24 protein-coding genes are annotated in these 24,574 nt (G+C 72.3%); 14 read left to right on the forward strand and 10 right to left on the reverse strand.

Going from position 1 to position 24,574, the window contains the following annotated elements; all coding sequences use genetic code 11:
- Position 1 precedes the first annotated feature (1 nt).
- A complete protein-coding gene (locus IF09_RS43550) occupies positions 2-151 on the forward strand; it encodes a response regulator transcription factor (RefSeq protein ID WP_078613495.1) in 150 nt (49 codons plus the stop codon).
- Positions 152-225: 74 nt separating this feature from the next.
- On the opposite strand, the gene IF09_RS0127685 is transcribed toward IF09_RS43550, so the two are convergent.
- Positions 226-1,263: a serine/threonine-protein kinase gene (locus IF09_RS0127685; protein ID WP_078613496.1), complete on the reverse strand. Its 1,038-nt coding sequence runs from the start codon at positions 1,261-1,263 to the stop codon at positions 226-228.
- Positions 1,264-1,512: 249 nt separating this feature from the next.
- Here IF09_RS0127685 and IF09_RS0127690 point away from each other — a divergent pair, with 249 nt between their 5' ends.
- Complete coding sequence (locus IF09_RS0127690; RefSeq protein ID WP_030300084.1) at positions 1,513-1,938, forward strand: hypothetical protein; 426 nt, start codon at positions 1,513-1,515, stop codon at positions 1,936-1,938.
- A 64-nt stretch (positions 1,939-2,002) separates the two neighbouring features.
- Here IF09_RS0127690 and IF09_RS0127695 read toward each other — a convergent pair whose 3' ends face one another.
- On the reverse strand, positions 2,003-2,461 hold the full coding sequence (locus IF09_RS0127695) for an Lrp/AsnC family transcriptional regulator (RefSeq protein WP_030300086.1): 459 nt from the start codon (positions 2,459-2,461) through the stop codon (positions 2,003-2,005).
- A 127-nt stretch (positions 2,462-2,588) separates the two neighbouring features.
- Here IF09_RS0127695 and IF09_RS0127700 point away from each other — a divergent pair, with 127 nt between their 5' ends.
- From IF09_RS0127700 to IF09_RS0127715, 4 genes are all read left to right on the forward strand, one after another.
- Positions 2,589-3,569, forward strand: coding sequence for a DMT family transporter (locus IF09_RS0127700; protein WP_030300088.1), 981 nt, complete (start codon positions 2,589-2,591; stop codon positions 3,567-3,569).
- Complete coding sequence (locus tag IF09_RS0127705) at positions 3,562-4,755, forward strand: aromatic amino acid transaminase (RefSeq protein WP_030300090.1); 1,194 nt, start codon at positions 3,562-3,564, stop codon at positions 4,753-4,755. The genes IF09_RS0127700 and IF09_RS0127705 overlap by 8 nt, the downstream gene beginning before the upstream one ends.
- Positions 4,756-5,093: 338 nt before the next feature.
- On the forward strand, positions 5,094-7,097 hold the full coding sequence (locus IF09_RS0127710) for a discoidin domain-containing protein (protein ID WP_418953079.1): 2,004 nt from the start codon (positions 5,094-5,096) through the stop codon (positions 7,095-7,097).
- 100 nt (positions 7,098-7,197) lie between these two features.
- The gene (locus IF09_RS0127715; protein WP_030300094.1) at positions 7,198-7,827 is read left to right on the forward strand and encodes a TetR/AcrR family transcriptional regulator; all 630 of its coding nucleotides are present in this window, start codon (positions 7,198-7,200) and stop codon (positions 7,825-7,827) included.
- 28 nt (positions 7,828-7,855) lie between these two features.
- Here the strand turns inward: IF09_RS0127715 and IF09_RS0127720 are convergent, their stop codons facing one another.
- Positions 7,856-8,815, reverse strand: coding sequence for a LysR family transcriptional regulator (locus IF09_RS0127720; RefSeq protein ID WP_030300097.1), 960 nt, complete (start codon positions 8,813-8,815; stop codon positions 7,856-7,858).
- Positions 8,816-8,974: 159 nt separating this feature from the next.
- Between IF09_RS0127720 and IF09_RS0127725 the strand changes: the two genes are divergently transcribed.
- Positions 8,975-12,469, forward strand: coding sequence for a M28 family peptidase (locus IF09_RS0127725; RefSeq protein ID WP_030300098.1), 3,495 nt, complete (start codon positions 8,975-8,977; stop codon positions 12,467-12,469).
- Positions 12,470-12,552: 83 nt separating this feature from the next.
- On the opposite strand, the gene IF09_RS0127730 is transcribed toward IF09_RS0127725, so the two are convergent.
- Complete coding sequence (locus IF09_RS0127730; RefSeq protein ID WP_030300099.1) at positions 12,553-12,831, reverse strand: hypothetical protein; 279 nt, start codon at positions 12,829-12,831, stop codon at positions 12,553-12,555.
- A 151-nt stretch (positions 12,832-12,982) separates the two neighbouring features.
- On the opposite strand from IF09_RS0127730, the gene IF09_RS0127735 reads away from it, so the two are divergent.
- A complete protein-coding gene (locus tag IF09_RS0127735; RefSeq protein WP_030300100.1) occupies positions 12,983-14,260 on the forward strand; it encodes a VWA domain-containing protein in 1,278 nt (425 codons plus the stop codon).
- Positions 14,260-15,090 carry a hypothetical protein gene (locus tag IF09_RS0127740; protein ID WP_030300102.1) on the forward strand — a complete coding sequence of 277 codons (831 nt, stop codon included), beginning with the start codon at positions 14,260-14,262 and terminating at the stop codon, positions 15,088-15,090. Before IF09_RS0127735 ends, IF09_RS0127740 begins: the two co-directional genes overlap by 1 nt.
- 70 nt (positions 15,091-15,160) lie before the next feature.
- Here IF09_RS0127740 and IF09_RS0127745 read toward each other — a convergent pair whose 3' ends face one another.
- The 3 genes from IF09_RS0127745 to IF09_RS0127755 form a co-directional block, all read right to left on the reverse strand.
- Positions 15,161-15,913: a hypothetical protein gene (locus IF09_RS0127745; protein WP_158710075.1), complete on the reverse strand. Its 753-nt coding sequence runs from the start codon at positions 15,911-15,913 to the stop codon at positions 15,161-15,163.
- Between the two features lie 62 nt (positions 15,914-15,975).
- Entirely contained in the window at positions 15,976-16,626 is a 651-nt protein-coding gene (locus IF09_RS0127750; protein WP_030300109.1) for a response regulator, read from the reverse strand.
- Positions 16,614-17,861, reverse strand: a complete 1,248-nt coding sequence (locus tag IF09_RS0127755) for a sensor histidine kinase (RefSeq protein ID WP_051832975.1) — start codon at positions 17,859-17,861, stop codon at positions 16,614-16,616. Before IF09_RS0127755 ends, IF09_RS0127750 begins: the two co-directional genes overlap by 13 nt.
- Positions 17,862-18,039: 178 nt before the next feature.
- On the opposite strand from IF09_RS0127755, the gene IF09_RS0127760 reads away from it, so the two are divergent.
- Positions 18,040-18,441, forward strand: a complete 402-nt coding sequence (locus IF09_RS0127760) for an LPXTG cell wall anchor domain-containing protein (protein ID WP_051832976.1) — start codon at positions 18,040-18,042, stop codon at positions 18,439-18,441.
- On the opposite strand, the gene IF09_RS0127765 is transcribed toward IF09_RS0127760, so the two are convergent.
- Entirely contained in the window at positions 18,438-19,109 is a 672-nt protein-coding gene (locus IF09_RS0127765) for a DUF2278 family protein (protein WP_030300112.1), read from the reverse strand. The two genes, IF09_RS0127760 and IF09_RS0127765, sit on opposite strands and share 4 nt — an antisense overlap.
- Before the next feature lie 143 nt (positions 19,110-19,252).
- Between IF09_RS0127765 and IF09_RS0127770 the strand changes: the two genes are divergently transcribed.
- The 3 genes from IF09_RS0127770 (at position 19,253) to IF09_RS0127780 (ending at position 21,400) form a co-directional block, all read left to right on the forward strand.
- Entirely contained in the window at positions 19,253-19,921 is a 669-nt protein-coding gene (locus IF09_RS0127770; protein WP_030300115.1) for a DUF6445 family protein, read from the forward strand.
- A 182-nt stretch (positions 19,922-20,103) separates the two neighbouring features.
- Positions 20,104-20,769: a molybdopterin-dependent oxidoreductase gene (locus IF09_RS0127775; protein WP_078613497.1), complete on the forward strand. Its 666-nt coding sequence runs from the start codon at positions 20,104-20,106 to the stop codon at positions 20,767-20,769.
- Positions 20,753-21,400 carry a cytochrome b/b6 domain-containing protein gene (locus tag IF09_RS0127780; protein ID WP_030300117.1) on the forward strand — a complete coding sequence of 216 codons (648 nt, stop codon included), beginning with the start codon at positions 20,753-20,755 and terminating at the stop codon, positions 21,398-21,400. The genes IF09_RS0127775 and IF09_RS0127780 overlap by 17 nt, the downstream gene beginning before the upstream one ends.
- A gap of 57 nt (positions 21,401-21,457) precedes the next feature.
- Here the strand turns inward: IF09_RS0127780 and IF09_RS0127785 are convergent, their stop codons facing one another.
- Positions 21,458-23,026 (reverse strand): hypothetical protein, encoded by a 1,569-nt coding sequence (locus IF09_RS0127785; protein WP_030300118.1) that lies wholly within the window; start codon positions 23,024-23,026, stop codon positions 21,458-21,460.
- Positions 23,027-23,177: 151 nt separating this feature from the next.
- A complete protein-coding gene (locus IF09_RS0127790) occupies positions 23,178-23,372 on the reverse strand; it encodes a hypothetical protein (protein ID WP_030300119.1) in 195 nt (64 codons plus the stop codon).
- Positions 23,373-23,571: 199 nt separating this feature from the next.
- On the opposite strand from IF09_RS0127790, the gene IF09_RS48065 reads away from it, so the two are divergent.
- Positions 23,572-24,525 carry a fibronectin type III domain-containing protein gene (locus IF09_RS48065; protein WP_030300120.1) on the forward strand — a complete coding sequence of 318 codons (954 nt, stop codon included), beginning with the start codon at positions 23,572-23,574 and terminating at the stop codon, positions 24,523-24,525.
- The last annotated feature ends 49 nt before the right edge of the window (positions 24,526-24,574 follow it).

Below are 24,574 nucleotides of genomic sequence, written 5' to 3' on the forward strand. Positions count from 1 at the left end.
CATCGCCGCCGGCCGCACCTACCTGCAGACGGCCCGCCACATGGGACTCTCCAAGCACACCGTCGACGCCTACCTCCGCCGCATCCGCGCCAAGCTGGGAATCAACAACACCGCCGAGCTCACCCGACTGGCCATCTCCATGGGTCTGTGACCCCCGACCGCCACCCGCTCGTACGGACTGGCCTAAGGGCTGTCCCGCAATCCCCGGCGGGCGCACGACGTCGGCTACGCCGCCTCGCCGCGTTGTCGGAACGCCCGAATACGCCCAGTATGCGGACGCTCCTCCGCCTTGCGATGCACCGCATCCGACGCCGCGCGCTGTCCGTGCCCGGCCGGCAGCGCTTCCGCCCGGGACGGCGGACCGACGGGCTGGGGGGCGCCGGTCGCGGTGGCGACGCGCAGGGCCGCGACGAATTCCAGGCAGGAGTCGTAGCGGTCCTCGGGGATTTTCGCCAGAGCCTTGGCCAGGACTTCGTCGACGGCGGGCGGGACTCCCGGCCGCCGCTCGGTCAGGGGAGGCGGGGGGTCGTACTGGTGCGCCCACAGCAGCGCGGCATCCTCGTCGCGCTCGAAGGGCGGCCCGCCCGCGAAGGTCTCGTACACGACGCAGGCGAGGCTGTAGAGATCGCACCTGCCGTCCAGCGGCCGGCCGGAGATCTGCTCCGGGGCCATGTAGCCGAGCGTGCCGAGGAACTCGCCGGTGGTGGTGATCCCGGTGGCCGACCGTGCGTTCTTCGTCAGTCCGAAGTCCGTGAGGTAGACGTGTTCGGGGTGCTCGCTGTCGGTGCCCGCGGCGATCAGGATGTTGCCGGGCTTGACGTCCCGGTGCACCAGATCGTGCTCGTGCGCAGCGTCGAGGGCCGAGGCCACCTGGGCGGCGATGCGGACGGCGGTCGGCACGGGGAGCGGACCGTCCCGGTCCAGCATGGCCCGCAGGTCCAGGCCGGAGACGTAGCGCATGGCGAGGTACAGGACGCCGTCGGTCTCACCGGCCTCGAAGATCGGCACGATGTGCGGGTGGTCGATCGACGCGGCGACACGCGATTCCCGGGTGAAGCGGCGCCGGAAGGTTTCGTCGCGGGCGCGTTCCGGGGCGATCAGCTTGAGCGCCACCATGCGGTCCAGATTCAGGTCCCGCGCGCAGTAGACGACGGCCATGCCGCCGCGGCCGATCATGCGCTCGACCCGGTAACCCGCGATCTGCTTCCCGATCAGGCCGGAGGGGCGGCCCGCGTAGAGGCTCAAGTCCGATGCCGTGCCCATCAGGCACCACCCTCACCCGGCCGACCTGGCGACGGCTCGCCGACGCGACGGGCCGCTCTTTCCTACCGGGAATTCTATCCAGCGATCCACCCGAGCGCCCGGTCTACCAAGATCGATTCCCGGCGTCAAGTCACGTGTTCGAGTGGCGTGACGCGTGTTCTCCCGTCGGGTTTATTTGAAGTACGCCCTCACCGGGGAACTCCCGGAGACGGTTTACCAGCCCTTTCTTATTCCGAATGGAGAATTACCATGTTCGAGCTTTTCACGACCCGTCGCATCGTTCTGGCCGGAGCTTCCCTGGCGCTGGTCGGTGGTGGCATCGCCCTCCCGGCGACCGCCATGGCCGCACCCGTCGCCGCTCCGCAGCAGGCCGTCAGCCTCCTCCAGGACGACAGCGCCGACGGCATCGGCACCGGCGGCGACGCCAACGCCGAGAACACCACCGTCGGCGGCGAGGCCACGGGCGGCAACGCCAGCACCGGCGTCGGCAACTGCGAGGGCGGGTGCGAGGTCACCACCGGCAACGCCACCGGCGGCAACGCCAGCGCCGACGCCATCAACACCGGCGACGCCACCGCCGTCGGCGGCGACGGCACCGGCACGGGCGGCCAGGTGAACAAGCAGGACATCAAGCTGCAGCTGAAGGAGAACCTGAAGCAGAAGCTCGGCAAGTGAGGGCAGGAAATCGCCCCGCACGACGGACGCCGGAGAGGCCCACGGCCTCTCCGGCGTCCGTATGTCACGTGGGGCTCGGGTAGACCCGGGACTGTTTCACGCTGCCGAATGCAAAGCTCGACTCGATCGACGCGATGCCGGGGATGGCGTGGATCCGGTGGCGGACCAGGGCCTCGTACGCCTCCAGGCTCTCGATGACCACGCGGAGCAGGTAGTCGCTGCTTCCGGCCATCAGATAGCAGTCCTGGATGTGCTCGATGACCGCGACGTGCTCCTCGAAGACCCGGACCGCCTCCTTCGTGTGCCGGTCCAGGCGTATCCGGACGAAGACGGTGATCGGCAGGCCGAAGGCGACCTGGTCGACCATGGCCGTGTAACCGCGGATCAGGCCGGCCTCCTCCAGGCGCCGCACCCGGCGCAGGCAGGGCGACGGGGACAGCCGGACCCGGTCGGCGAGGTCCTGGTTGGACAGCCGTCCGTCGGCCTGCAACTCACGGATGATCTGCAGATCGACTGCGTCCATCACCACTCCTTGGCAGATTCTGCCCCAAACGTATGCCTGGGAGGCAGAACTGGCAATCGGCTGCCCCGGCAAAAGATCTAGCGTTGCTCCATGGCCGGATCCGGCCCCTGAGGCTGGAGGAACCCCCTTGGTCACCACGAACGCCGGGCCCGCGACGGCGCCCCCACCGGGCCGCGCCACGGGCCGCTTCGGGCTCTCCCCTCAGGCGCAGGGCACCGCGGCCCTGGCCGTGACCGTGCTGATCTGGGCCGCCTTCGCGCTCAGCGCCCGGGCCCTGAGCACCTCCTCCCTGCTGCCCGCCGACGCGGCGCTCCTGCGCTTCGGCGTCCCGCTGCTCGTCCTGGCGCCCGCGCTGTGGCGGCGACGCCGGCGGATCGCCGCCGTGCGCCCGGCCGCCGCGCTCAAGATCGCCTGCGGCGCGGGGGTGCCGTTCTTCCTGGCCGCGATGTACGGCGGCTCCCTGACCTCGGCGGCGTTCGTCGGCTCGATCGTCCCCGGGATGGTCCCGCTGTTCGTCTCCGCCCTCGTGGTCGCCGGCGGCCGCGGCGCGCCCCGGGGCACGCAGGCGGCCGGCCTCGGGCTGATCGCGGTCGGCGTGGTCGCGCTGGTCTGGCGGTACGTGGTCCCGCTGGACACCCAGGTGCTGGCAGGCGCCGGCATCCTGCTCGTCGCCAGCGGGCTGTGGGCCCTGTACACCGTCGGGCTGAGGGAGGTGGACCTCGATCCCGTCGGATCGATCGGCCTGCTCTGCCTGCCCTCGTTCGCGGTGATGGCCCTGCTGGTGCTGACCGGGGTGCTGCCGAGCGGCCTGGCCTCGGCGGCCGGGAGCGACATCGCCCTGTTCCTGGTGGTGCAGGGGCTGGGCGTCGGCCTGTGCGCCGGCCTGCTGTACGCCTTCGCCATCCGCAGCCTCGGCGCCGAGCGCAGCTCCACCGTGGGCAGCCTCAGCCCGGTCGCCGTGGTCCTGCTCGCCATTCCCCTGCTCGACGAATCGCCGACCGTGGCCGTGCTCATCGGCGTCCCGCTCATCACCGCGGGCGTCGCCCTCGCCAACCGGCGCCCCCGTACCCGTACCCGCCCCCAGCCCGAGGTTCCCGTCCATGCTTGAGCTCCTCCTGCCGCCGCCCGTCGACCCGCTGTGGGACCTGACCGAGGCGTACGGCGCCGACGCGCGGCCCGAGCGCCTGAACCTCGTCCTCGGCGTCTACCGCGACCAGACGGGCGGCACCCCGGTCATGGCGGCCGTCCGCGAGGCCGAGATACGCCTGGCGGAGCACTCCGCCTCCAAGGAGTACCGGGGGCTCTCCGGCAACGCCGGCTTCAACCGGGCGATGCTGTCGCTGGTCCTGGGCCCGGGCGGGGCGGCCGAGCGGGCCGTGGCGGTCCAGACGGTCGCGGGCAGCGGCGCGCTGCGCCTGCTGGCCGACCTGATCTGCCGCACCCGGCCGGGCACGACGGTCTGGATCAGCGACCCCGCGTACGTCAACCACCGGCCCATCCTCGAGGCCGCCGGGCTGACCGTGCGGACGTACGGCTGGGTCGACGCCGAGGGCCGCTTCGACACGGCGGGCATGCTGCGGGACCTCGGGGAGGCGCGCCGCGACGACGTCGTCCTGCTCCAGGGCTGCTGCCACAACCCCACCGGGGTCGACCCCTCCGCGCAGGACTGGGAAGCCGTGGCCGGGCTGGCCGCGCGGGCCGGCTGGGTGCCGTTCGTGGACCTCGCGTACCACGGGCTCGGCGACGGACTGGAGGCCGATCTGGCCGCCACGCGACTGCTCGCGGAGCGGGTTCCGGAGATGCTGGTCGCCATCAGCTGCTCGAAGAACTTCGGGCTCTACAGCGACAGGACCGGCTGCGCCGTCGTGCTCGGCACATCGCACCAGTCGCTGCGGCACGTGGAGACGGCGCTGCAGAACGCGGCGCGCACCCTCTACTCGATGCCCCCGGAGCACGGCGCCGCGGTGGTGACGGCGATCCTCGAGGACGAGGGGCTGCGGGCCCTGTGGCGTGCGGAGCTGGACGGGATGCGGACCCGGATCGAGGACAACCGGAAGGGGCTGACCTCCGAGCTGACCGCGCTGGGCTGGGGCGCGCAGGCCGATGTGCTGGCGCGGCAGAAGGGGATGTTCTCGATGCTGCCGCTCACACCGCGCCAGATGCTGCGGCTGCGCAGCGGGTTCGCGATCTACGGGACGACCGCGGGGCGGATCAACATCGCGGGGATCCCGGCCCACCGGATCCCCTGCCTCGCGCAGGGCATCGCGGCGGTCCTCGGCGAGGGCGCCGAGTAGCGCCCCGCATCGTGGCGGGCGCCGGGGTTCCGGCGCCCGCGCACGGCTGCCGCCGCGACGGTCGTCCCGGCGGGCTGCGCCGTCCCCGGTCCTCCCCCGGGCACCTCGCGCCACACCTGACATGCGATCAGGTCATCCGTCCCGGACTCTTGACTCTGTTACCGCCGGTAGCCATTCTCGTCACACTGCCTGCGCGGGACATGACAATCAGCCGGGTCTCTCCGACGGTCTGCGTCCTCGACCGCGCCATCCGCCTCCCGATGACGTGAGTGATGACCATGACCCGAGCCCCCCGCCCCAGGCGCAGGCCCCTCGCGCTGCTCGCCCTGCTCTTCGCCATGGTGGCCATGGCCCTCGGGCCGGCGCCCGGGGCCGCCGCCGAGGGCGAGCCCGGCTGGTGGAACCCCACCGCGCGGCCCGCGCCCGACTCCCAGATCAACGTGACGGGCGAGCCCTTCAAGGGCACCGACGCCCAGGGACAGGTACGGGGCTTCGTCGACGCCCACGACCACATCATGTCCAACGAGGGCTTCGGCGGCCGGCTCATCTGCGGCAAGGCGTTCTCCGACCTCGGGATCGCCGACGCGCTCAAGGACTGCCCGGAGCACTACCCCGACGGCACCCTCGCGGTGTTCGACTTCATCACCAAGGGCGGGGACGGCAAGCACGACCCCAACGGCTGGCCGACGTTCAAGGACTGGCCCGCCCACGACTCGCTCACCCACCAGCAGAACTACTACGCCTGGATCGAGCGCGCCTGGCGCGGCGGCCAGCGCGTACTCGTCAACGACCTCGTCACCAACGGCGTGATCTGCTCGGTCTACTTCTTCAAGGACCGCAGCTGTGACGAGATGACCGCCATCCGCCTCGAGGCGCAGAAGACGTACGACATGCAGGCCCACATCGACAAGATGTACGGCGGCCCGGGCAAGGGATGGTTCCGCATCGTCACGGACTCCGCGCAGGCCCGCGAGGTCATCAAGCAGGGCAAGCTGGCCGTGGTGCTGGGCGTGGAGACCTCCGAGCCCTTCGGCTGCAAGCAGATCCTGGACATCTCCCAGTGCAGCAAGGAGGACATCGACCGCGGGCTCGACGAGCTGCACCGGATCGGCGTCCGCAGCATGTTCCTCTGCCACAAGTTCGACAACGCCCTGTGCGGGGTCCGCTTCGACGGGGGCGCCCTGGGCACGGCGATCAACGTGGGGCAGTTCCTGTCGACCGGCACCTTCTGGAAGACCGAGCAGTGCACCGGCCCGCAGCACGACAACCCGATCGGCCTGGCCCCGGCGCCTTCGGCGCAGAAGGAGCTGCCGGCGGGCGTGTCGGTCCCCTCGTACGCGGCCGACGCACAGTGCAACACCCGGGGTCTCACCGATCTCGGCGAGTACGCCGTGCGCGGCATGATGAAGCGCAAGATGATGCTCGAAGTCGACCACATGAGCGTCAAGGCCGCGGGCCGGGCCTTCGACATCCTCGAGTCCGAGTCCTACCCGGGCGTGATCTCCTCGCACAGCTGGATGGACCTGGGCTGGACCGAGCGCCTCTACAAGCTCGGCGGGTTCGCCGCCCAGTACATGAACGGCTCCGAGGGGTTCAGCGCCGAGGCCGCGCGTACGAAGGCACTGCGCGACAAGTACCGCGTCGGTTACGGGTACGGCACCGACATGAACGGGGTCGGCGGCTGGCCGGGCCCGCGCGGCGCCGACGCCCCGAACCCGGTGAAGTACCCCTTCCGCAGCCCCGACGGCGGCTCCGTCATCGACAAGCAGACCACCGGGCAGCGCACCTGGGACCTGAACACCGACGGCGCCGCGCACTACGGCCTCGTCCCCGACTGGATCGAGGACATCCGGCTCGTCGGAGGCCAGGGGGTCGTGGACGATCTCTTCAAGGGCGCCGAGTCCTACCTGCGCACCTGGGGGGCGTCCGAGCAGCACAAGGCCGGGGTGAACCTCGCCGCGGGCGCGTCCTCCTCGGCCAGCTCCGCCGAGTGGAACCCGTTCGTCAGCTACGCGCCCGGCCGGGCCGTGGACGGCAACACGAGCACCCGCTGGGCGAGCGACTGGAACGACGACCAGTGGCTCCGGATCGACCTCGGGTCCCCCGGCCTCGTCAAGCGCGTCACCCTCGACTGGGAACGCGCGTACGGGAAGTCGTACCGGATCGAGGTCTCCACGGACGACGTGAACTGGCAGACGGTGTGGTCCACGGCCTCCGGTGACGGCGGCCTGGACACGGCGCAGTTCGCCGGCGTTTCCGCCCGCTACGTCCGCGTCCACGGGGCGGGGCGCGGTACACAGTGGGGGTACTCCCTGCACGAGGTCGGCGTCTACAGCAGCTGACGGCGCCGGGGCGGCGGCCGGGGCCGGCCGGATCGGATCCTTCGATCCGGCCGGCCCCGGCCGTCCGCCGCAGTACGCGAAGGAAGGGAACAGAACCGGCATGGCACGGATGCCGTTGGCGCAGCGGCGCCGGCAGCTGACCGAGGCCGCGATCCGCGCGATGACCCGCGACGGCGTCCCCAGGACGACGACCCGCTCCATCGCCGCCGAGGCGGACGTGTCGCTGAGCGTCTTCCACTACTGCTTCGACTCCAAGCAGGCGCTGCTCGAATCCGTCATCGAGACGATCACCGAGCACTACCTGACGGTGGTGAAGGAGGCCGTCCGGCCCCGCACCACCCTCCGGGAGACCGTCCGGGCCGGCTTCCAGGCGTACTGGGACCACGTCTGCGCCCATCCCGCCGAGCACATGCTGACGTACGAGCTCACGCAGTACGCCCTGCGCGAGCCGGGGTTCGAGCATCTGGCCCGGCGGCAGTACGAGCTGTACTGCGCGACGTACGCCGAGCTCATCGAGCGGGTCCGGCTCGGCATGGAGTTCGAACTCCGCGTCCCCGTCCCCGTACTGGCCCGCTATCTGGCGGCGATGACGGACGGGCTGACCCTGAACTTCCTCGTGCTCGGCGACGCCGCCGCGGCGGCGGAGATCCTCGACATGGTCACCGACCACGTCGCGGGACTGGTCCACGCCGAGCGGCTCCGCCCGCACGCCGCAGGCGTCCCCCGCTGAGGGCACCGCCCGCGACGGGCGCCGGCCCTCACCCGAGAACCGGGTGGGACTCCGGGTGGGCATTCCACCAGGTGCGGTGGAAGGGGTTGTTGTCCACGTTGGCCAGGTACGCGCCGGCCGCCGCGCGGTAGAGGGTGTCCGCCTGTCCGGCGGAGACCGACGAGCGGTTCCACGCGAGGCGGATGCGGCCCGTGACCGGGGTGCCGCGCAGCGGGCGCATCACGGTGCCCTCCACCGCGGGGGCCGTGGGCTGGGTGAGGGATATGGCCCGGCCCCCCGCCACCAGGTCGTGGCGCATCTTGCGGTCCGTGATCCGGTAGCGCAGGGACGGGACGAAGCCGGCCTTCGCACAGGCCTCGACCAGGGCTTCGGGGCCGCCGTCGTCGTCCTCCACCAGGGTCATCCACTGCTCGTCGGCCAGTTCGGCGAGGTCCAGGACTTCGCGCCCCGCCAAGGGGTGCCGGGTGGACATCCGGATGCAGAACGGCTCCTTGGGCACCAGGGTCCGGGCCAGGACCCCCTGGGGCAGCGCGACCTCGTGGTCGTTCACCTCGCCGTAGACGATGACGTCGTACCGGCCCGCGCCGAGCATCCGTACGAGCGCGGTCACCGAGTGCTCCACGTCCACGGTGATCTCCCGCCCGGACAGGGTCAGGTCCGTCCGCGCGAGCAGGCCGTCGATCAGGACGAGCAGGATGCAGCCGAGCCGCAGCGGGGCGTCGGTCGCCATGGCGCGGGTCTCGGCACCGAGGGTTTCCATCTCGGTGAGCACGCGGCGCGCCTTGGCCAGGACGAACTGGCCCAGCGGAGTGGGTTCCACGCCGTGCCGGCCGCGAACGAAGAGCTCGCCGCCCGTGACCCGTTCGATCCTGCGCAACTGCGCGGAGAGCGCGGGCTGGGAGACACCCAGCCGGCGGGCCGCGCCGCCCAGACTGCCGGACTCCGCTATCTGGCACACGGCTTGCAGATGCCTCAACTCCAGCTGCATTCCGGCAGCTTACGCAGCGTGACCCCACGGCACCATAACGCGGGTCTTATGCGCGCAGAGATGTCCCAATCTCGCCATGTCCACGCCCATACTCGGCGCCAACACCCAGCCGCACCCCCCACACACGATCGGAGTGGACTCTTGCAGCCCACCAGATGGATGGCTTCCGTGGCGGCCATGGCGCTGACCGCGAGCCTCGCCGGCACGCTGGCCACCGCAGCATCGGCCTCGGCACAGGCCCGGTCCGCACCCTCCCCGCAGGCCAAGTCCGCCGAGCGCGCGGTCGCCGCCGCCGACGCGGCGGTCCGCAGCGGTCTCGACACCCTGGTCAACTCACCCCAGCAGCAGTACGACCGGCGCCTGGTCACCCCCTGGGTACAGGACCTGTACTCCGTCTCCTACGAGCGCAGCTACCGCGGCCTGCCGGTCGTCGGCGGCGACGCGGTCGTCCTCGCCGACGGCGAAGGGCACGTCCGCGCCCTCCAGTCGGCCACGTCCACCGTGATCGACGTGGCGACCACCCCCTCCGTCACCGCGAAGACGGCCGAGGCCACCTCGCGCGCCGAGCTGGCGAAGGTCGACAAGGTGCTCGACAGCCGGCTCGTCGTCAAGATCAAGGACGACAAGCCGGTCCTGGCCTGGGAGACCGTCCTCTCCGGCAACACCAGGACGGCGCCCAGCACACTGCACGTCTTCGTCGACGCCCGCACCGGCAAGCTCGTCGACCGCCACGACGAGGTCGTGGCCGGCAGCGGCACCAGCAAGTGGAACGGCCCGAACCCGCTCACCATCTCCACCACCGCCTCGGGCGGCTCGTACTCGTTGCGCGACCCGAACCGGCCCGGTCTGAGCTGCGCGGACTACAGCACCGGCAGCGTGTTCACGAAGTCCTCGGACACCTGGGGCACGGGCAACGCGACGTCCAGGGAAACCGGCTGTACGGACCTCATGTTCGCCGCCCAGAAGCAGTGGGACATGCTGAGCCAGTGGCTGGGCCGCAACGGCGTCAGCGGCAACGGCCGCAGCTTCCCGGGCAAGGTGGGCCTGGGCGACCTCAACGCCTATTGGGACGGCAGTTCGGTCACCATCGGGCACAACAGCGCCGACGAGTGGATCGCCGGGATCGACGTGGTGGCCCACGAATACGGGCATGCCATCGACTCCAACACCCCCGGTGGCACCAGCGGCCAGGAGTCCGGGCTCGGCGAGGCCACCGGCGACATCTTCGGCGCGCTGACCGAGGCGTACGCCAACGAGCCGGCCCCGTACGACACTCCGGACTACACCGTCGGCGAGATGATCAACCTCCAGGGCAACGGGCCGATCCGGAACATGTACAACCCGCCGGCCGTCAACAACGACCCGGCCTGCTACAGCTCCGCGATACCCGGCACCGAGGTGCACAAGGCCGCGGGTCCGCTGAACCACTGGTTCTACCTGCTGGCCGAGGGCAGCAGCCCGGGCGGCGGCAAGCCGAACAGCCCCACCTGCAACCAGTCCACGGTCACCGGCGTGGGCGTGCAGAACGCCGGCAAGATCTTCTACGGCGGCATGCTCCTCAAGACCAGCAGCATGTCCTACAAGAAGTACCGGACGGCGACCCTCAGCTCCGCCAAGTCGCTCGACCCGACGACCTGCAACCTGTTCACCAGGACCAAGGCCGCCTGGGACGCGATCAGCGTGCCCGCCCAGTCCGGCGACCCGACCTGTACCCCGAGCGGCCAGAACGACGACTTCTCGATGGCGCTGAACCCGGCGTCGGGCACCGTCCGGCAGGGCGCCTCGGTCACCACCACCGTGACCACCAACACCACCACCGGACAGGCGCAGCAGGTGACCCTCACGGCCGCCGGCCTGCCGTCCGGAGTGACCGCATCCTTCAACCCGGCCACCGTGCAGTCCGGCCAGTCCTCGACGCTGACCCTCTCCGCCACGTCCAACGCCGCGCCGGGGTCCTCCACCGTCACGGTCAAGGGCCAGGGCCCGAGCCTCGCGCACACCGTCGACTACGTCCTCAACGTCGGCAGCACCCAGCCCGGGACCGACCCGCCGAACATCGACGTGGCCAACGTCCAGGCCCACCTCGCCCAGCTGAACACCATCGCCTCGCAGAACGGCGGCCACCGCCGGGCCGGCAGCGCCGGATACACCCAGTCCGTGGCGTACATCAAGGGCAAGCTGCAGGCGGCCGGCTTCACCGTCACCGAGCAGAACTGCACCTCCTGCACCTACCCGTCCAGCAACCTGATCGCGGACTGGCCCGGCGGCCCCGCCGACCAGACGGTCATGTTCGGCGCCCACCTCGACAGCGTCTCCGCGGGTCCGGGCATCAACGACAACGGCTCGGGCTCCGCGACCCTGCTGGAGAACGCTCTCGTCCTCGCGCAGAAGAACCCCGCCCTGACCAAGCACGTGCGCTTCGCCTGGTGGACCGACGAGGAGCAGGGCCTGAACGGCTCGGAGTTCTACGTGGGCCGGCTCAGCAGCGCCGAGAAGGCCGCCATCAAGGGCTACTACAACTTCGACATGGTCGGCTCGCCCAACGGCGGCTACTTCATCAACAACGTCAACTCCACCACCGCCGCACCGCTGAAGGCGTACTGGACCTCGCTCAACCTCGCCCCCGAGGAGAACACCGAGGGCCAGGGCCGCAGTGACGACTACTCCTTCCAGCAGGGCGGCATCCCCACCTCCGGCTACGCGGCCGGGGCCAGCGCCCGCAAGACCTCGGCGCAGGCCGCGAAGTGGGGCGGCACCGCGAACGCGGCGTACGACGCCTGCTACCACAGCTCCTGCGACACGACCGGCAACATCAACGCGACGGTGCTGGACCGCAGCGCCGACGGGGTCGCCTACGCGATCTGGAAGCAGGCCGTCGGCGGCGACACCCCGGCGCAGGACTTCTCGATCGGCACCTCCCCGGCCGCCGGCTCCGCCGCCCCGGGCACCAGCGTCACCTCCACGGTGAACACCACCACCGTCAGCGGCAGCCCCCAGACGCTCGCCCTGTCGGTCTCCGGCGCCCCGTCCGGCGTGACGGCGACGCTCAGCCCGGCGTCCGTGCAGTCCGGAAGCTCCGCCACGCTCACCGTCCAGGTCGGTGCGGGCACGGCGCAGGGCACCTACACCCTGACCGTCACCGGCACGGGCACGGTGGCCCACAGCACCACCTACACCCTGACCGTCGGCGGCGGGGGGGCGTGCACCCCGCAGCAGGTCGTGGTCAACGGCGGCTTCGAGAGCGGCAGCAGCCCGTGGACCGCCACGGCCGGGGTCATCACCAACCAGTCCGGCCAGGTCTCGCACAGCGGCTCGTACATGGCGTGGCTGACCGGCTACGGCACCTCCCACACGGACAGCGCCTCCCAGTCGCTGTCCCTGCCCGCCGGCTGCGCCACGGCGCGGCTCGCGTTCTACCTGCACATCGACACCGACGAGGACGAGAACGTGGTCTACGACCGGTTCACCGTCTCGGTGGGCGGCCAGACCCTGGAGACCCTGTCCAACCTGGACGCGGCCCCGGGCTACGTACTCAAGAGCTACGACGTGTCCCGGTTCGCCGGCCAGACCGTCACCCTGAAGTTCCAGGGCGTGGAGGACCCGTCCCTCCAGACCTCCTTCGTCGTGGACGACGTCACCCTCCAGGCGAGCTGACGCCCGCCTGATCCCCTCCCGAGCGGCATGTTCCCCGGCTTCACGGCCGGGGGCGTGCCGCTCGGCCGCGTCGCCGCCGGGCGTCAGTAGTGGCGCGGGGACATGACCTGGGGGTCGGCGTCCGGGGACTCGAGGACGCAGCGCGGCAGGCCCGGACCGGGTGTCGCGCGGACGGACACCGGCATCGGCGGCTCGGTCGGCAACTCCACCTGCACGGTGACGGGCCGGTCGTGGTGCGTGGTGCCGTGTCCGGTCTCCTTGCCGTCGACCAGGATGTCCACCTCGACGTGGTGGCCGGTCTCGACGGTGGCACTGACGGAGTGCCCCGCGTGCTCGATGTGGAAATGATGGCGTCGTCTCATGAGATCGCCTCCGTCGGGGCACTGCGAACCGGCCCCCCGTCCAGCGTAAGCGCGGCCGCCGCCGACAGCAGGTCGACCGCGGTGGCGCCGGGGCGGGCGGGGTTCCCCGGAGCGGTTTGGTTTGGGGGTGGATCCTCAATACGATCCGGCGATGATCACAAGAAAATGGGTGGCGGCCGGGGCCTGCGGCCTGTTGGCCACTCTGGCGGTCGGGCTCTTCCCGGCGAATGCCGCCGCCGGCGAACCGGTGGCGAAGGAGTCCCCCAAGGTCGAGCTGGTCCTCGACGTCAGCGGCTCGATGCGGGCGACCGACATCGACGGCAAGTCGCGGATGGCCGCGGCGAAGCAGGCCTTCAACGAGGTGCTGGACGCCACGCCGGACGAGGTACAGCTCGGGATACGGACCCTCGGGGCCACCTATCCCGGTGACGACCGGCAGCTCGGCTGCAAGGACACCAAGCAGCTCTACCCGGTCGGCAAGCTCGACCGGACCGAGGCGAAAACGGCGGTGGCCACCCTGGCCCCCACCGGCTGGACGCCCATCGGGCCCGCCCTCCTGGGCGCGGCCGAGGACCTCAAGGGCGGCAACGCGACCCGGCGGATCGTGCTCATCACCGACGGCGAGGACACCTGCGCCCCGCTCGACCCGTGCGAGGTGGCGCGGGACATCGCGGCCCAGGGCATCCACCTGGTCATCGACACGCTCGGGCTCGTCCCGGACGCCAAGACGCGCAACCAGCTGATCTGCATCGCCGAGGCAACCGGCGGCACCTACACCTCCGTTCAGCACACCGCCGAGCTCTCCGGCCGCGTCAAGCAGCTGGTGGACCGTGCGGCCACCCCGGTCGTCACCCCGGTGGCGACCGAGGGCGCAAAGCAGTGCGCGGGCGCCCCGCAGCTCGGCCCGGGCCTCTACACCGACCGTGAGACGTTCGGCGAGCACCGCTGGTACCGGGTGGACGTCAAGCCCGGCCAGGAGCTGCGCGCTTCGGTGAGCATCGCCGCCGACCGCGCCGTCAACAACGACTACGGCGTCATGCTGCGTGCGACGACCGTGCACGGGCGGGAGATCGTCCGCGGCTCGGAGGCGGGCGACGGACGCACCGACGTGATCTCCGCCGGCCTGCGCTACCCGAAGGCCGAGCTCGACTCCGACGCCGACGAGGACGGCAAGGCGGCGGTGGAGACCGTCTGCCTGCAGATCAGCAACTCCTTCTCGGCGCCCGCCTCCGTCAAGACCGCCCCGGGCCTGCCCGTGGAGCTCACCATCGACGTGGTCGACGGGCCCGACGACGCGTCCGACGCGGCGGCGTTCGGCCTCGGCCGCGGCTGGTGGCTGCTCGGCGTGCTGGTGCTCGCCGGTCTCGTCGCCGGTCTGCTGTGGGGCTGGATCTCCCGCTGGCGTATCTCGGTCTGGAGGACCAACTGATGCGTACCGTAAGCATGCTGACCGCCGCAGCCCTCGCCGTCGGCGGTGTGCTCGGCCTGGCCGGCGCGGCCGCGGCGGACACCCCGTCGGCGAGCGCGAGCCCGAGCTCCGGCGGCAAGGCGTCCGGGCCGACCGAGGCGGGCACCGCGTTCCGTACCGCCACGGCGATCCAGCCGGGCAGGCGGGCCACGGCCGACGCGTCCACCGGTGACTACCTGTACTGGGTGGTCCCGCTGGACTCGGGGCAGCGGGCCACGGTGAAGGCCACGGTGAAACTGCCTCCGGCGGCGAACCGGCACGGCGCCTCGACCTGGCAGCTCGACGTCTACGACGGGCTGCGCCGCCGCCAGGCGTGCACGTACGGAACGCAGCAGGCCGCGGCGGCCAAGGAGGCCGCCTCGGTCGAGCTGTCCTGCACCCTGCGCACCGTCCGCCCGGGAGCCGAGCCCTGGGCCGACGACCCGCTCCCCGGCAGCTACTACGTCCGCCTGACGGTCGTCGGCGTGGCGGAGGAGGACCTCGGTCTTCCGGTACGGGCCGAGGTCGAGGCCGTCACCCGGGACACGGGAGGCGCCTACGCGGTGGACGGCGCCTTGGCGGCGCCGCTCGTACCCGGCATCGGCAAGACCGCCCAGGCGGCCTCGGGGAGTCCGGCGAAGCCGCAGCCCGCGGCGGTCGGCGAGCCGGCCGACGGCTGGTCCGGCGGCCGCTGGTCCGACCGCTGGGTCTGGACCGCGGCGGGCGGACTGCTCGGCGCCCTCGCCGGCATCTTCGGGTACTCCCTCACCCGCGGCAGGGGCCGCCCCACCCGGGTCCCGCCCCACGCATGACCACCCCGGCGGCCACGGCACCCCGCCGTGGCCGCCGCCGTCCGGGCGTGGGCCCGTGAGGGCACGGCTCTCAGTAGGCCGCCTCGGCACGGCCCGAGTCCGCCGAGATGTCCAGCCGGCCCGGCGCTGCGGGGTCGTGCATACCGGGGGCGACGTCGCAGCGGCCCGTCCCCGCCCGGTCCGTGACCCGGAACCGGGTGGCTGCGGGCACGGTGAGCCGGAGGTGGCCCGCGCCCGCCCGGGCGGTGACCTGCTGCGGCGGGGCGACGAAGCGGGCGACGGCCGAACCCGCCCCGGCCCGGAGGTCGGCCTGCGGCGAGCTGAGGCCCGAGGCTTCGAGCGAGCCGGAGCCGATGCTCGCCCGCAGCGGTCCGCGCAGCGCGGTCAGCCGGAGCTGACCGGCACCGACCTCGGCATCGACGGCGCCGGCCAGCCCGCTGATGTCCACCGTGCCGGAGCCCGCGCTCACCTTCACCGGAATGCCGGCGGGCACGGTGACGCCCAGGTCGACCGAGCAGCCGAGGCCTGATTCCACGACCGCCCCGACCGCCGGGCAGCGCGGCGTCAGCTTCAGGGTGTCGCCGAGCCAGCTCTCCTCTATCTCCGGAGCGGTGAGCGACCAGCGCACCTCGGCCCGGTAGACCACCTGCCGGTCGGAGCGGGGGGTGACGCGTACGTCGGCGCCGCCCGCTTCGATCTCCACGGCGGCCACCGGCCGTTCGCCGCTGCCACCGCTCAGCGTCCCGCTCTCGGTGGACGTGTACGCCCAGACCTGCCAGGCGGCCGGGGCGACGACGAAGACGGCGCTCAGGACCGCGGCCACGATCCACGCCAACCGCTGCGGACGCCAACCGCCTGCGTCGCCGCTTCCGCCGCCGCCTCCGCTCACGAGGTCCCGTCCAGGAAGCGCAGCACCGCCAGCACCCGCCGGTGGTCGCCGTCGGCCTGCGGCAGGTCGAGCTTGGCGAGGATGTTGTTGATGTGCTTGGCGACCGCGCTCTCGCTGATGACGAGCTGCGCCGCGATCCCCGCGTTGGAACGCCCCTCGGCCATCAGCGCGAGCACCTCCCGCTCGCGCGGGGTGAGCCGCTCCAACGGGTCGATGCCCCCGCGGCGCAGCAGCAGCTGCGAGACGACCTGCGGGTCGAGCGCGGTGCCGCCGGCCGCGACCCGCTTGAGGGCGTCGATGAACTCCTCGACATCGGCGACCCGTTGCTTGAGCAGGTAGCCGATGCCCCCGGTCCGGCCGGCCAGCAGATCGGCGGCGTAGCGCTCCTCCACGTACTGGGACAGCAGCAGCACCGAGGTCCCGGGCCACTGCCGGCGGATCATCAGGGCGGCGCGCACGCCCTCGTCGGTGAAGCCGGGCGGCATGCGGACGTCGACCAGGGCCAGGTCGGGCCGGTGTTCGGCAACGGCGGCGAGCAGGGCCTCGGCGTCCCCCGTCTCGGCGGCCACCTCGAATCCGGCCATTTCGAGGACCTTGACCAGTCCTATTCGCAGCAGCACCGAATCCTCGGCGATCACAGCCCGCACGGCAGCTCCACAGTCACGACGGTCGGGCCCCCGTGGGGGCTGTTGATCAGGATGGTTCCGTCGACCGACCCTACGCGTTTGCGCAGGCCCACCAGCCCGGTGCCGCGGGCCGGGTCCGCGCCGCCCACCCCGTCGTCGGTGACGGTGATGCGCAGCAGGCCGGCGTCCCGGCGGGCCTCCACGCGGCAGCGTGAGGCCTGGGCGTGCTTGGCGACGTTGGCGAGGGCTTCGGAGACGACGAAGTAGGCGACCGCCTCGACGGTGGGACCGGGCCGGTCCGCCAGTTCCACGGTCAGTTCGACGGGCAGGGGCGCCCGGGCCGCGATCCCGGAGAGGGCCGCGTCGAGTCCCCGGTCCTCCAGGACGGCCGGATGCAGGCCGCGTACCAGGCTGTTGAGCTCCTCGATGGCCTCTTTGGCCTCGCGGTGGGCCTCGTCGATCACGGCCTTCGCCTCGGGTGGCAGGTCGGTGAGGGTGGCGCGGGCGATCCCGAGGTTCATGGCGAGGGCGACCAGGCGCTGCTGGGCGCCGTCGTGCAAGTCGCGTTCGATCCGGCGGCGTTCGAGGTCGGCGGCGTCGAGGACGCCGGCCCGGCTCTCGGCGAGGTCTTCGACGCGGCGCTCCAGCTCCTTGGCCCGGTTGGGTCCGAGGAGGGCGGCCGCGGCGAAGGCGTCGAGCCGGGCCAGGGCGGCGGCCGCCCAGGGGGTGGCCGCCAGGAGCAGGGCGCCGAGCACGGTGACGACGTCGTAGCCCTGGGTCCAGCCCGGGTCGCGGTCCCCGACGGGCAGCAGCCACGACCAGGCGTACACGGTGACCCCGGCGACCCCGCACGCCCAGGCGAGGACGATCAGGGCCCCGCCGGATCCGGCGAGCGGGCTGACGAGCAGGTGGTACCCGTACTGCCGCCATGTCGACTCGGAGCGCAGCCGTTCGAGCAGCCCGCGCGGATGCAGCGGCCGGTGCGCGTACCCGACGGCGGGTATCTCCAGCTCCACCAGCTCCCGGAACCGGCTGCGTTGGAGCAGGGTGAGCAGCGGGCTCACGAGCAGCATCAGGAGCAGGGCGGCCGCCGCGCGGCCCGGCGCCACGACCACGCAGGTGAAAGCGGCCACGGCGGGCAGGGCCGTCGGGATCCCGGCGACGGTGAAGGCGGTGCTGCGCCAGGCCCACGCCGACCAGGGAGCGTGGGCGGCGATCCAGCTGGTGGTGCGCTGCAGCGTCCCGGAAAGTCCCATGCCCGTACGGTAATCGCACTGGTCAGAGCCGTACCACCACCCTGGTGCTTGCCCGGTGGTGCAGCCAGTGCCACCCCCGGTCCGGACAGTGCCGCTACTGATTTCGCCCTCCCGCGCGACCAGAGTGGTCGCCGTGCCCGGAGGACGGACCACCGGGGCCGGAAGGAGCTCCACCGCCATGACCCTCGTCGCCCCGCGCTTCCCCGCCCGCCGTACGCCCCGGCTGGCCATGCTGCTCAGCGGCGCCGGAGTGGCGCTCCTGCCCTGGATGGCGGTGCTGGCGAAGACGCTGCCGCAGACCGCGGAGGTCTCCAACTGGTCCACCGCCTGGATCGGGCTGGACGCCGTGCTGGCCGCCGGACTCGGCGGTACGGGCCTGCTGCTGAGGCGGCACGATGCCCGCGCGGCGCCCCTGGCCGCGGCGACGGCCGCGCTGCTGGTGATGGACGCCTGGTTCGACGTGACGACCTCGGCTCCGGGCAGCGCCCGGGCGACGGCCCTGGCCCTGGCGGTGTGCGCGGAACTGCCGCTCGCGGCGGCGTGCGCGGTGGTGGCGGCCCGCCGCCCGCACGAGGCCTAAGGCTGCGCCTGCACCGGGTGGCCGTCGGCGTCGGTGGGTTCCTTCTGGGTGGAGAACCTGGAGACGAACACGTCGAAGAGGCCGTCCGGGCGCCGGGTCAGCGTGGCCCCGTCCTGCCAGATGCCGTTGTCCGCCCACCACTGACTGCCGTACGGGTCGCCCTGGTTCTGGTGGATGTTGTGCATGCCGAGCCCCTCGTCGAAGGGCTCGCCGAAGATCAGGGCCGGCCGGCCGGGCACGAGGATCGGCTCCAGCGCCCCGGAGGCCTCCAGGCAGGAGCCGGAGATCCAGGGCCGGGGCGGGCTCAGCCGGTCCAGGATGCGCTGGTACCACTGCGGCGGGTGTCCACCGAGGAGGCAGCCGGGGCGGTCCGAGAGCGCCGGGTGCCGGAGGTAGTCGAGCGCGCCCGATCCGGAGGCCATGGCGAGGTCGTGGTAACCGGGCGACGGCGAGGCGACGGGTTCGAGCACCGAGGCGTGGAGGGTGAACACCTTCCACTGCACGCCGACCGTGGAGTTCTTGCTGTCCACGTCGACGGCACACTCGTAGCGGCCGCCGGGGGTGTCGACCTCCAGATGGACGTGGAACCAGCGGCCCTGGTCGTCGGGCCGGTCGCGGAAGTGGCGGTGCAGGGTTCCGGACAGCACTCCGTAGTTTTCGAGCGGCATCCCGCCAGTGAACCACCCGGCCGGCCCGGCGGCGGACGCCCCCGGGCGTGTCCGTACCGACGCGGCCCCATGGGAAACACTTGACGGAACGTTGACTGCCTCCGGAGCGAGCCGCCCCGGGCACGGTGGCTACGGTCCCTCCCATGCCCCTGCCTCCTCCCCTCCCTGTCCTCCCGTACCGCAAGCCGACCCGCGGGCGCGACTACTGGGTACTGGACGACGTACTGCCGGATCCGGACGCCGTACGCGAGCGCTGCCTGGCCAAGAACGACTGGACCGAGGGCTATCCGCACAAGCCCGAGAGCTGGCCGGGGCTGCGCGCCATGCCGGGTCTGGAGCCCGATGAACTGGCCCTGGTGGAACGGCTGGTGCGCAAGTCGACCGGCGCCCCGAGGATCTGGGCCGAACGGCCCGCGGGCGCCGGCACGTTCAACCACAACTGCGTCCAGGTCGTCGGTGAGGGCGAGTGCGAGCCGCGCCCGCACACCGATTCGCGGACCCTCTGCCGCTACGCCGCCGTGCTCTACCTCAACCCGAAGGCCCCGAAGGACTGCGGGACGAGCTTCTACCGCCAGAGCCTGCCCGGCGGCGCCCTGGGCGGCAACCAGGTGATCGCACCACACAACAACCTGGTCGACGCGCTGGGCACCCGCTTCGTGTCTCCCGACTCCTTCACCGAGGACGTACGGGTCCCCCACCGCGCCAACCGGCTGCTGCTCTACTCCGCGAACCTGATCCACAGCGCCACCGGGTACTTCGGGCAGACCCTGGAGGAGAAGCGGATGACAGCCGTCTTCTTCTGGCAGGCATAGACCGCGGCGCGGGACGCGGACAAGTGTGACGGAAGTCTGACGGACTGCCGCCGGGCCTGGTGCGCGGGCGCCGGCGGTGGTCGAATCGGCCCGTGAGCCCAGCACCCGCACCCCTACCTGCACCACCGCCACCCGACCCCGACGGTCAGGGCGCGCCGGTCGGCCGCCGCCTGGTCCTCGGCATGGTCGGGCTCGGCGCGGCCGGACTGGTCGGCGCCCCGTACCTCCAAGGCGGTCTCGACGGCCTCCTCGGCGCGGCCGCCGGCAAGGACCCCACCGGCCTCACCGGCCTGCTGCCGAACGGCAGCGGGTTCCGCTACTACTCGGTGGCCTCCTCCGTCCCCGGACGCGGCCCCGAGAACTACCGGCTCACGGTCGACGGCCTGGTCGACCGCCCCATGACGTACACCCTCGACGCGCTGCAGCAGCTCCCGCAGACCCGCGTCGTACGGGACGTCCAGTGCGTCACCGGCTGGCGGGTTCCCGGCACCCCCTTCGAAGGGGTGCCGCTGGCGCGGCTGCTCGACGCCGCCGGGGTGCGCCCCGAGGCCCGGGCGATCCGGTTCAGCTGCTTCGACGGCACGTACACCGAGAGCCTCACGCTCCCCCAGGCCCGCCGGGACGACGTCATGGTGGCGCTGCGCATGCAGGACGAGCCGCTGGGCCACTCCCACGGCGGTCCCGTCCGGCTGTACGTCGCTCCCATGTACTTCTACAAATCGGCGAAGTGGCTCTCCGGCATCACCGTCACCCGTGACGTCGAGCCCGGCTACTGGGAGCGCCTCGGCTACGAGGTCGACGCCTGGGTCGGCCGGTCGAACGGACGCGACGATGCCCCCACGGTCTGAGCCCGCGCCGGAGCGCGCCCCGCACCCCGGGCGGGTCCGCCGGTTCAGCCGCGCCGAGCGGTGGATCCACCGGACCACCGCCGCACTGATGGGCCTGTGCGTCGCCACGGCGCTCTGCCTGTACCTGCCGCCGCTCGCCGAACTCGTCGGCCGCCGCTACCTCGTCGTCACCGTGCACGTCTGGTCCGGGCTGCTGCTCGTCGTGCCGTTCCTGCTGGGGCTCGCCTCGCGGGCCTTCCGCGCCGATCTGCGGCGCCTGGGCCGGTTCGGGCCGCACGACCGGGTCTGGCTGCGGGCCGCCCTGCGGCGCGACCGGGTGACGGAGCGGCCCGCCGGGAAGTTCAACGCCGGGCAGAAGGTGTACGCGGGCTGGCTCGCCGGGGCGGTGCTGGTGATGGCCGGCACCGGCGTGCTCATGTGGTGGACCGGTCTCGTCCCGGTCGGCCGACGCACGGCCGCCACCTTCGTCCACGACTGGCTGGCCCTCGCCGTCGGCGTCGTGCTCGCCGCGCACATCGGCAAGGCCCTGGCCGATCCCGAGGCCCGGCGCGGGCTGCGTACCGGGTCCGTCGGCCGCGCCTGGGCCGAGCGCGAGCACCCGCTGTGGCAGCCCGGACGGACCGAAGAGTGAGGGGACCGGCCGACACGGGTCGCGTGCCGGCCGGCGCCGTTGCGGGCCCGGCCTGCCTCAGCCGCCGTCGCGGACCGCGACGATGCCGTTGAAGACGCCGACGTACGCCGTGCCGTCGGGGCCGAGGGTGATCGGCGCCCAGTTGTTGTCGTACAGGGGCCCGGTGCCGGTCAGCTGCCGCCAGCGGCGCTCGCCGGTGCGGAAGTCCACCGCGGTCAGGTACCAGGCGTCGATCCCCCAGGCGTTGGGCTCCTTCTCGTAGAAGTAGAGCAGCCCGTTCGCGGTGGACAGCTTCGGGACGACGGAGGGGGCGCGGATGCCGCTCTGCCACACCGTGTCGCAGCCGCTGCCGTCGGCGCGGACGTCGATCCGGCTGGCGCCGCCGACGACCGACTTGCCGAGCAGCAGGCTGGTGAGGTTCTCGTAGCCGTAGTTGTTCTCGACGACGATGCTGTTGCCCCAGGTGATCAGGGAGTTGTCGGTGGTCGAGGCGCCGCTGGCGAACACCGGGACCGTGCAGACCAGCCGCCGGTCGGCCGGCACGTCCGCGCCCCGCCGGTAGACCAGGACGTTCATGCGGTCGTCGGCGTTGTCGGTGATGGCGACGTAGCCGTTGCCGAACAGGTCCGGGGTGGTTCCCGAACCCTGGTTCACGGAGCCCGGTTTGGTTCCCGTACCGCGGTCGTACGTCTGGCGCCACTGCACCTCGGGGGTGCCGTCGGCGGCGGCGCGGAAGCTGTAGAGGGCGTGGTCGGAGACGATCGACACACCGTCCTCGGCGACCGAGAAGGAGTTCTGGATCTCCTCGCCGGGGAGCCGGATCGAGCGGATCCGGGAGGTCTGCGGGTCCACGGTGCCCACCCGGCCCTGGCGGGTGACCCACCAGATGCGGCCGTTCCAGTCGGGCATCACGGAGGTCACGGGGTCGCAGGTGCCGCTGGGCCGCAGGTTGGTCCAGGTGACGCAGTCGTGCGGGACCTGGCCGGTGAGGTCCCAGTCGTCGTCGACGGCGAACGTCCAGCCGCCGTCCGGCCGCTGCGTGTGCGAGAGGCGCAGGATGTGCTGGCGGGAGTCGGCCAGGACGGCCCGGTCCTCGTTGTCGAGGTAGAAGTAGGCGCCGCCCGAGGTGTCCTTGAAGATCTTCGAGAAGTCGAGGGAGGTGATCGCATCGACCGTCGAGGAACGCTGCGGGAGCTGGTGTTCCGCGAGCGTGGCCAGCGTACGGGGGTCGAGGAGCTTGACCTTGAAACCGGAGAACGTGCCGCACACCGTGACCAGCCTGCCGCCCGCGTCGAAGGTGGCGGTGGCGCATTCGCCGCCGAGGGCCGCGATCTTCTCGCTGGTCACCCGCGGTTTCCTGCCGAGCGGACCGGACCAGGGGGAGGTGGCGCTGCCCCCGGCGTCGGAGTGCATGCCGCTGCGGCCGTTGGGCGCGAGGAAGGGGTGCTGGGGCGGGGCTTCGCCGGGCAGCGGGGCGGCGGCCGCGGGGGCGCCGTCGTAGTGGCTGACCAGCCGGTGGCCGGGGGCCTGGGGTATCGGCTCGGCCTGCGCCGGGGAGATCCCGTACATCGCCGTGAACACGATGAGGGCGGGGACCACGGCGCAGTTCAGCGCTCTTCGGAACATCCGGACTTCCTCCGTTCTCTTCAGTTTTATTGACAGTGCGTATGACATCGCGCCGCCGCCAGACGCTAGATCGCACCGCATGAGGAGTCCATGGAAGAGCCGCATGGTTCACGAAGGCGCAACAGTCGATCGAGCCGGACCGGCCGCCGCCCTACGGGCGCAGACCGGAGACGACTTGGGCGGTGGCCGACAGCCCGTCGTGGATGGTTGCCGCCATGCTGCTGCTCGCGAGGTGGAAGCCGAGCAGCGCGCAGACGAGGGCGTGGGAGAACTTGAGGCCGCCGCTGCGCATGAAGATCCATGCGAGGACGAGGAGCAGTACGACCACGGAGAGCGAAATCACCATCGATACCTCCTGAGAGCGGCGCCCATCGTGGCGCAGGAGGGGGTGCCTTCGGGCGAAACCCGTGTCCGCCGTACGGGTGTTGACCGTCCGTGACGGGCGAGCGGTGCTTGACGATCTCTCCCCGGGGCTTGCCCCGCCGCCCGCGCCCGTGCCATATATGTCTAGACCTTTACGAGGAAGCGGATACGAGGAGGGCCCCGTGCGACGCACCGCCCCCCTGCTCGTCTTCCTGGCCGCCACCGGGCTCGCCGCCTGCACCGCGGCCGACGCCCGGCCACCGGCGGCCCCTGCCGGGATCACCGCGCAGGCCGGCAGCGCCACCTCCGTGCACGTCATGTGGCAGGCGGCGGCCCCTGCCGACGGGGTGACCGGCTACCAGGTGTTCCAGGCGGGCCGGCTGGTGCGCGAACTCCCGGCCGACAAGACGATGGTGGACATCAGCGGCCTCACCCCGCAGACCGCCTACGCCTTCACGGTCCGGGCGCGGGACGCGGCCGGCAACGCCTCCGCCCCGAGCGCGACCGCCGCGGCCACCACCCCGGCGGCCAAGGCCGAGGACCGCGAGGCCCCCACCGCCCCCGCCCGCACCACGGGCCGGGCCGACGGGCCCCGGGCCGCCACCCTGTCCTGGGCTGCCGCGACCGACGACACCGGCGTGACCGCGTACGACGTCTACCAGGGCGGCATCCGGATCCACACGGCCGGCCCCACCGAGACCGGCACCACGCTGACCGGCCTCCAGCCGGACACCGTCTACACCTTCACCGTCCGCGCCCGCGACGGCGCGGACAACTCCTCCCCCGACGGCCCGGCGGTGGACGTGACCACCCCGCCGTCCGCCGGCCAGGGCCCGGGCACCGCGCCCGCCGGGTTCACCGCGACCGCCTCCCCCGGCACCGTCACGCTGACCTGGACCGCGCCGGACACCGGCCGCCCGACCGGCGAGTACGAACTCCACGTCAACGGACGTCCCGTGACCGTCATCCAGTTCGGCGCCGGCGCCGTGCCCCCGTCCGGAGCCGCCGGAGTGGAGCACCGGCTCACGGTGACCGAGCCCGCCGGCACGCAGTGGACGCTCAGGCTGCGCGCCCGGCTGCCCGACGGCAACTGGGGGGCGTTCTCCGCGGAACGGCGCATCGTACTCGTGCCGTGAGGCGGACGGTCGATGTCCCGGCAACGTGACAGCAAAACGGACCGAACGG

Source organism: Streptomyces katrae (assembly GCF_000717655.1).
Taxonomy (GTDB): domain Bacteria; phylum Actinomycetota; class Actinomycetes; order Streptomycetales; family Streptomycetaceae; genus Streptomyces; species Streptomyces katrae_B.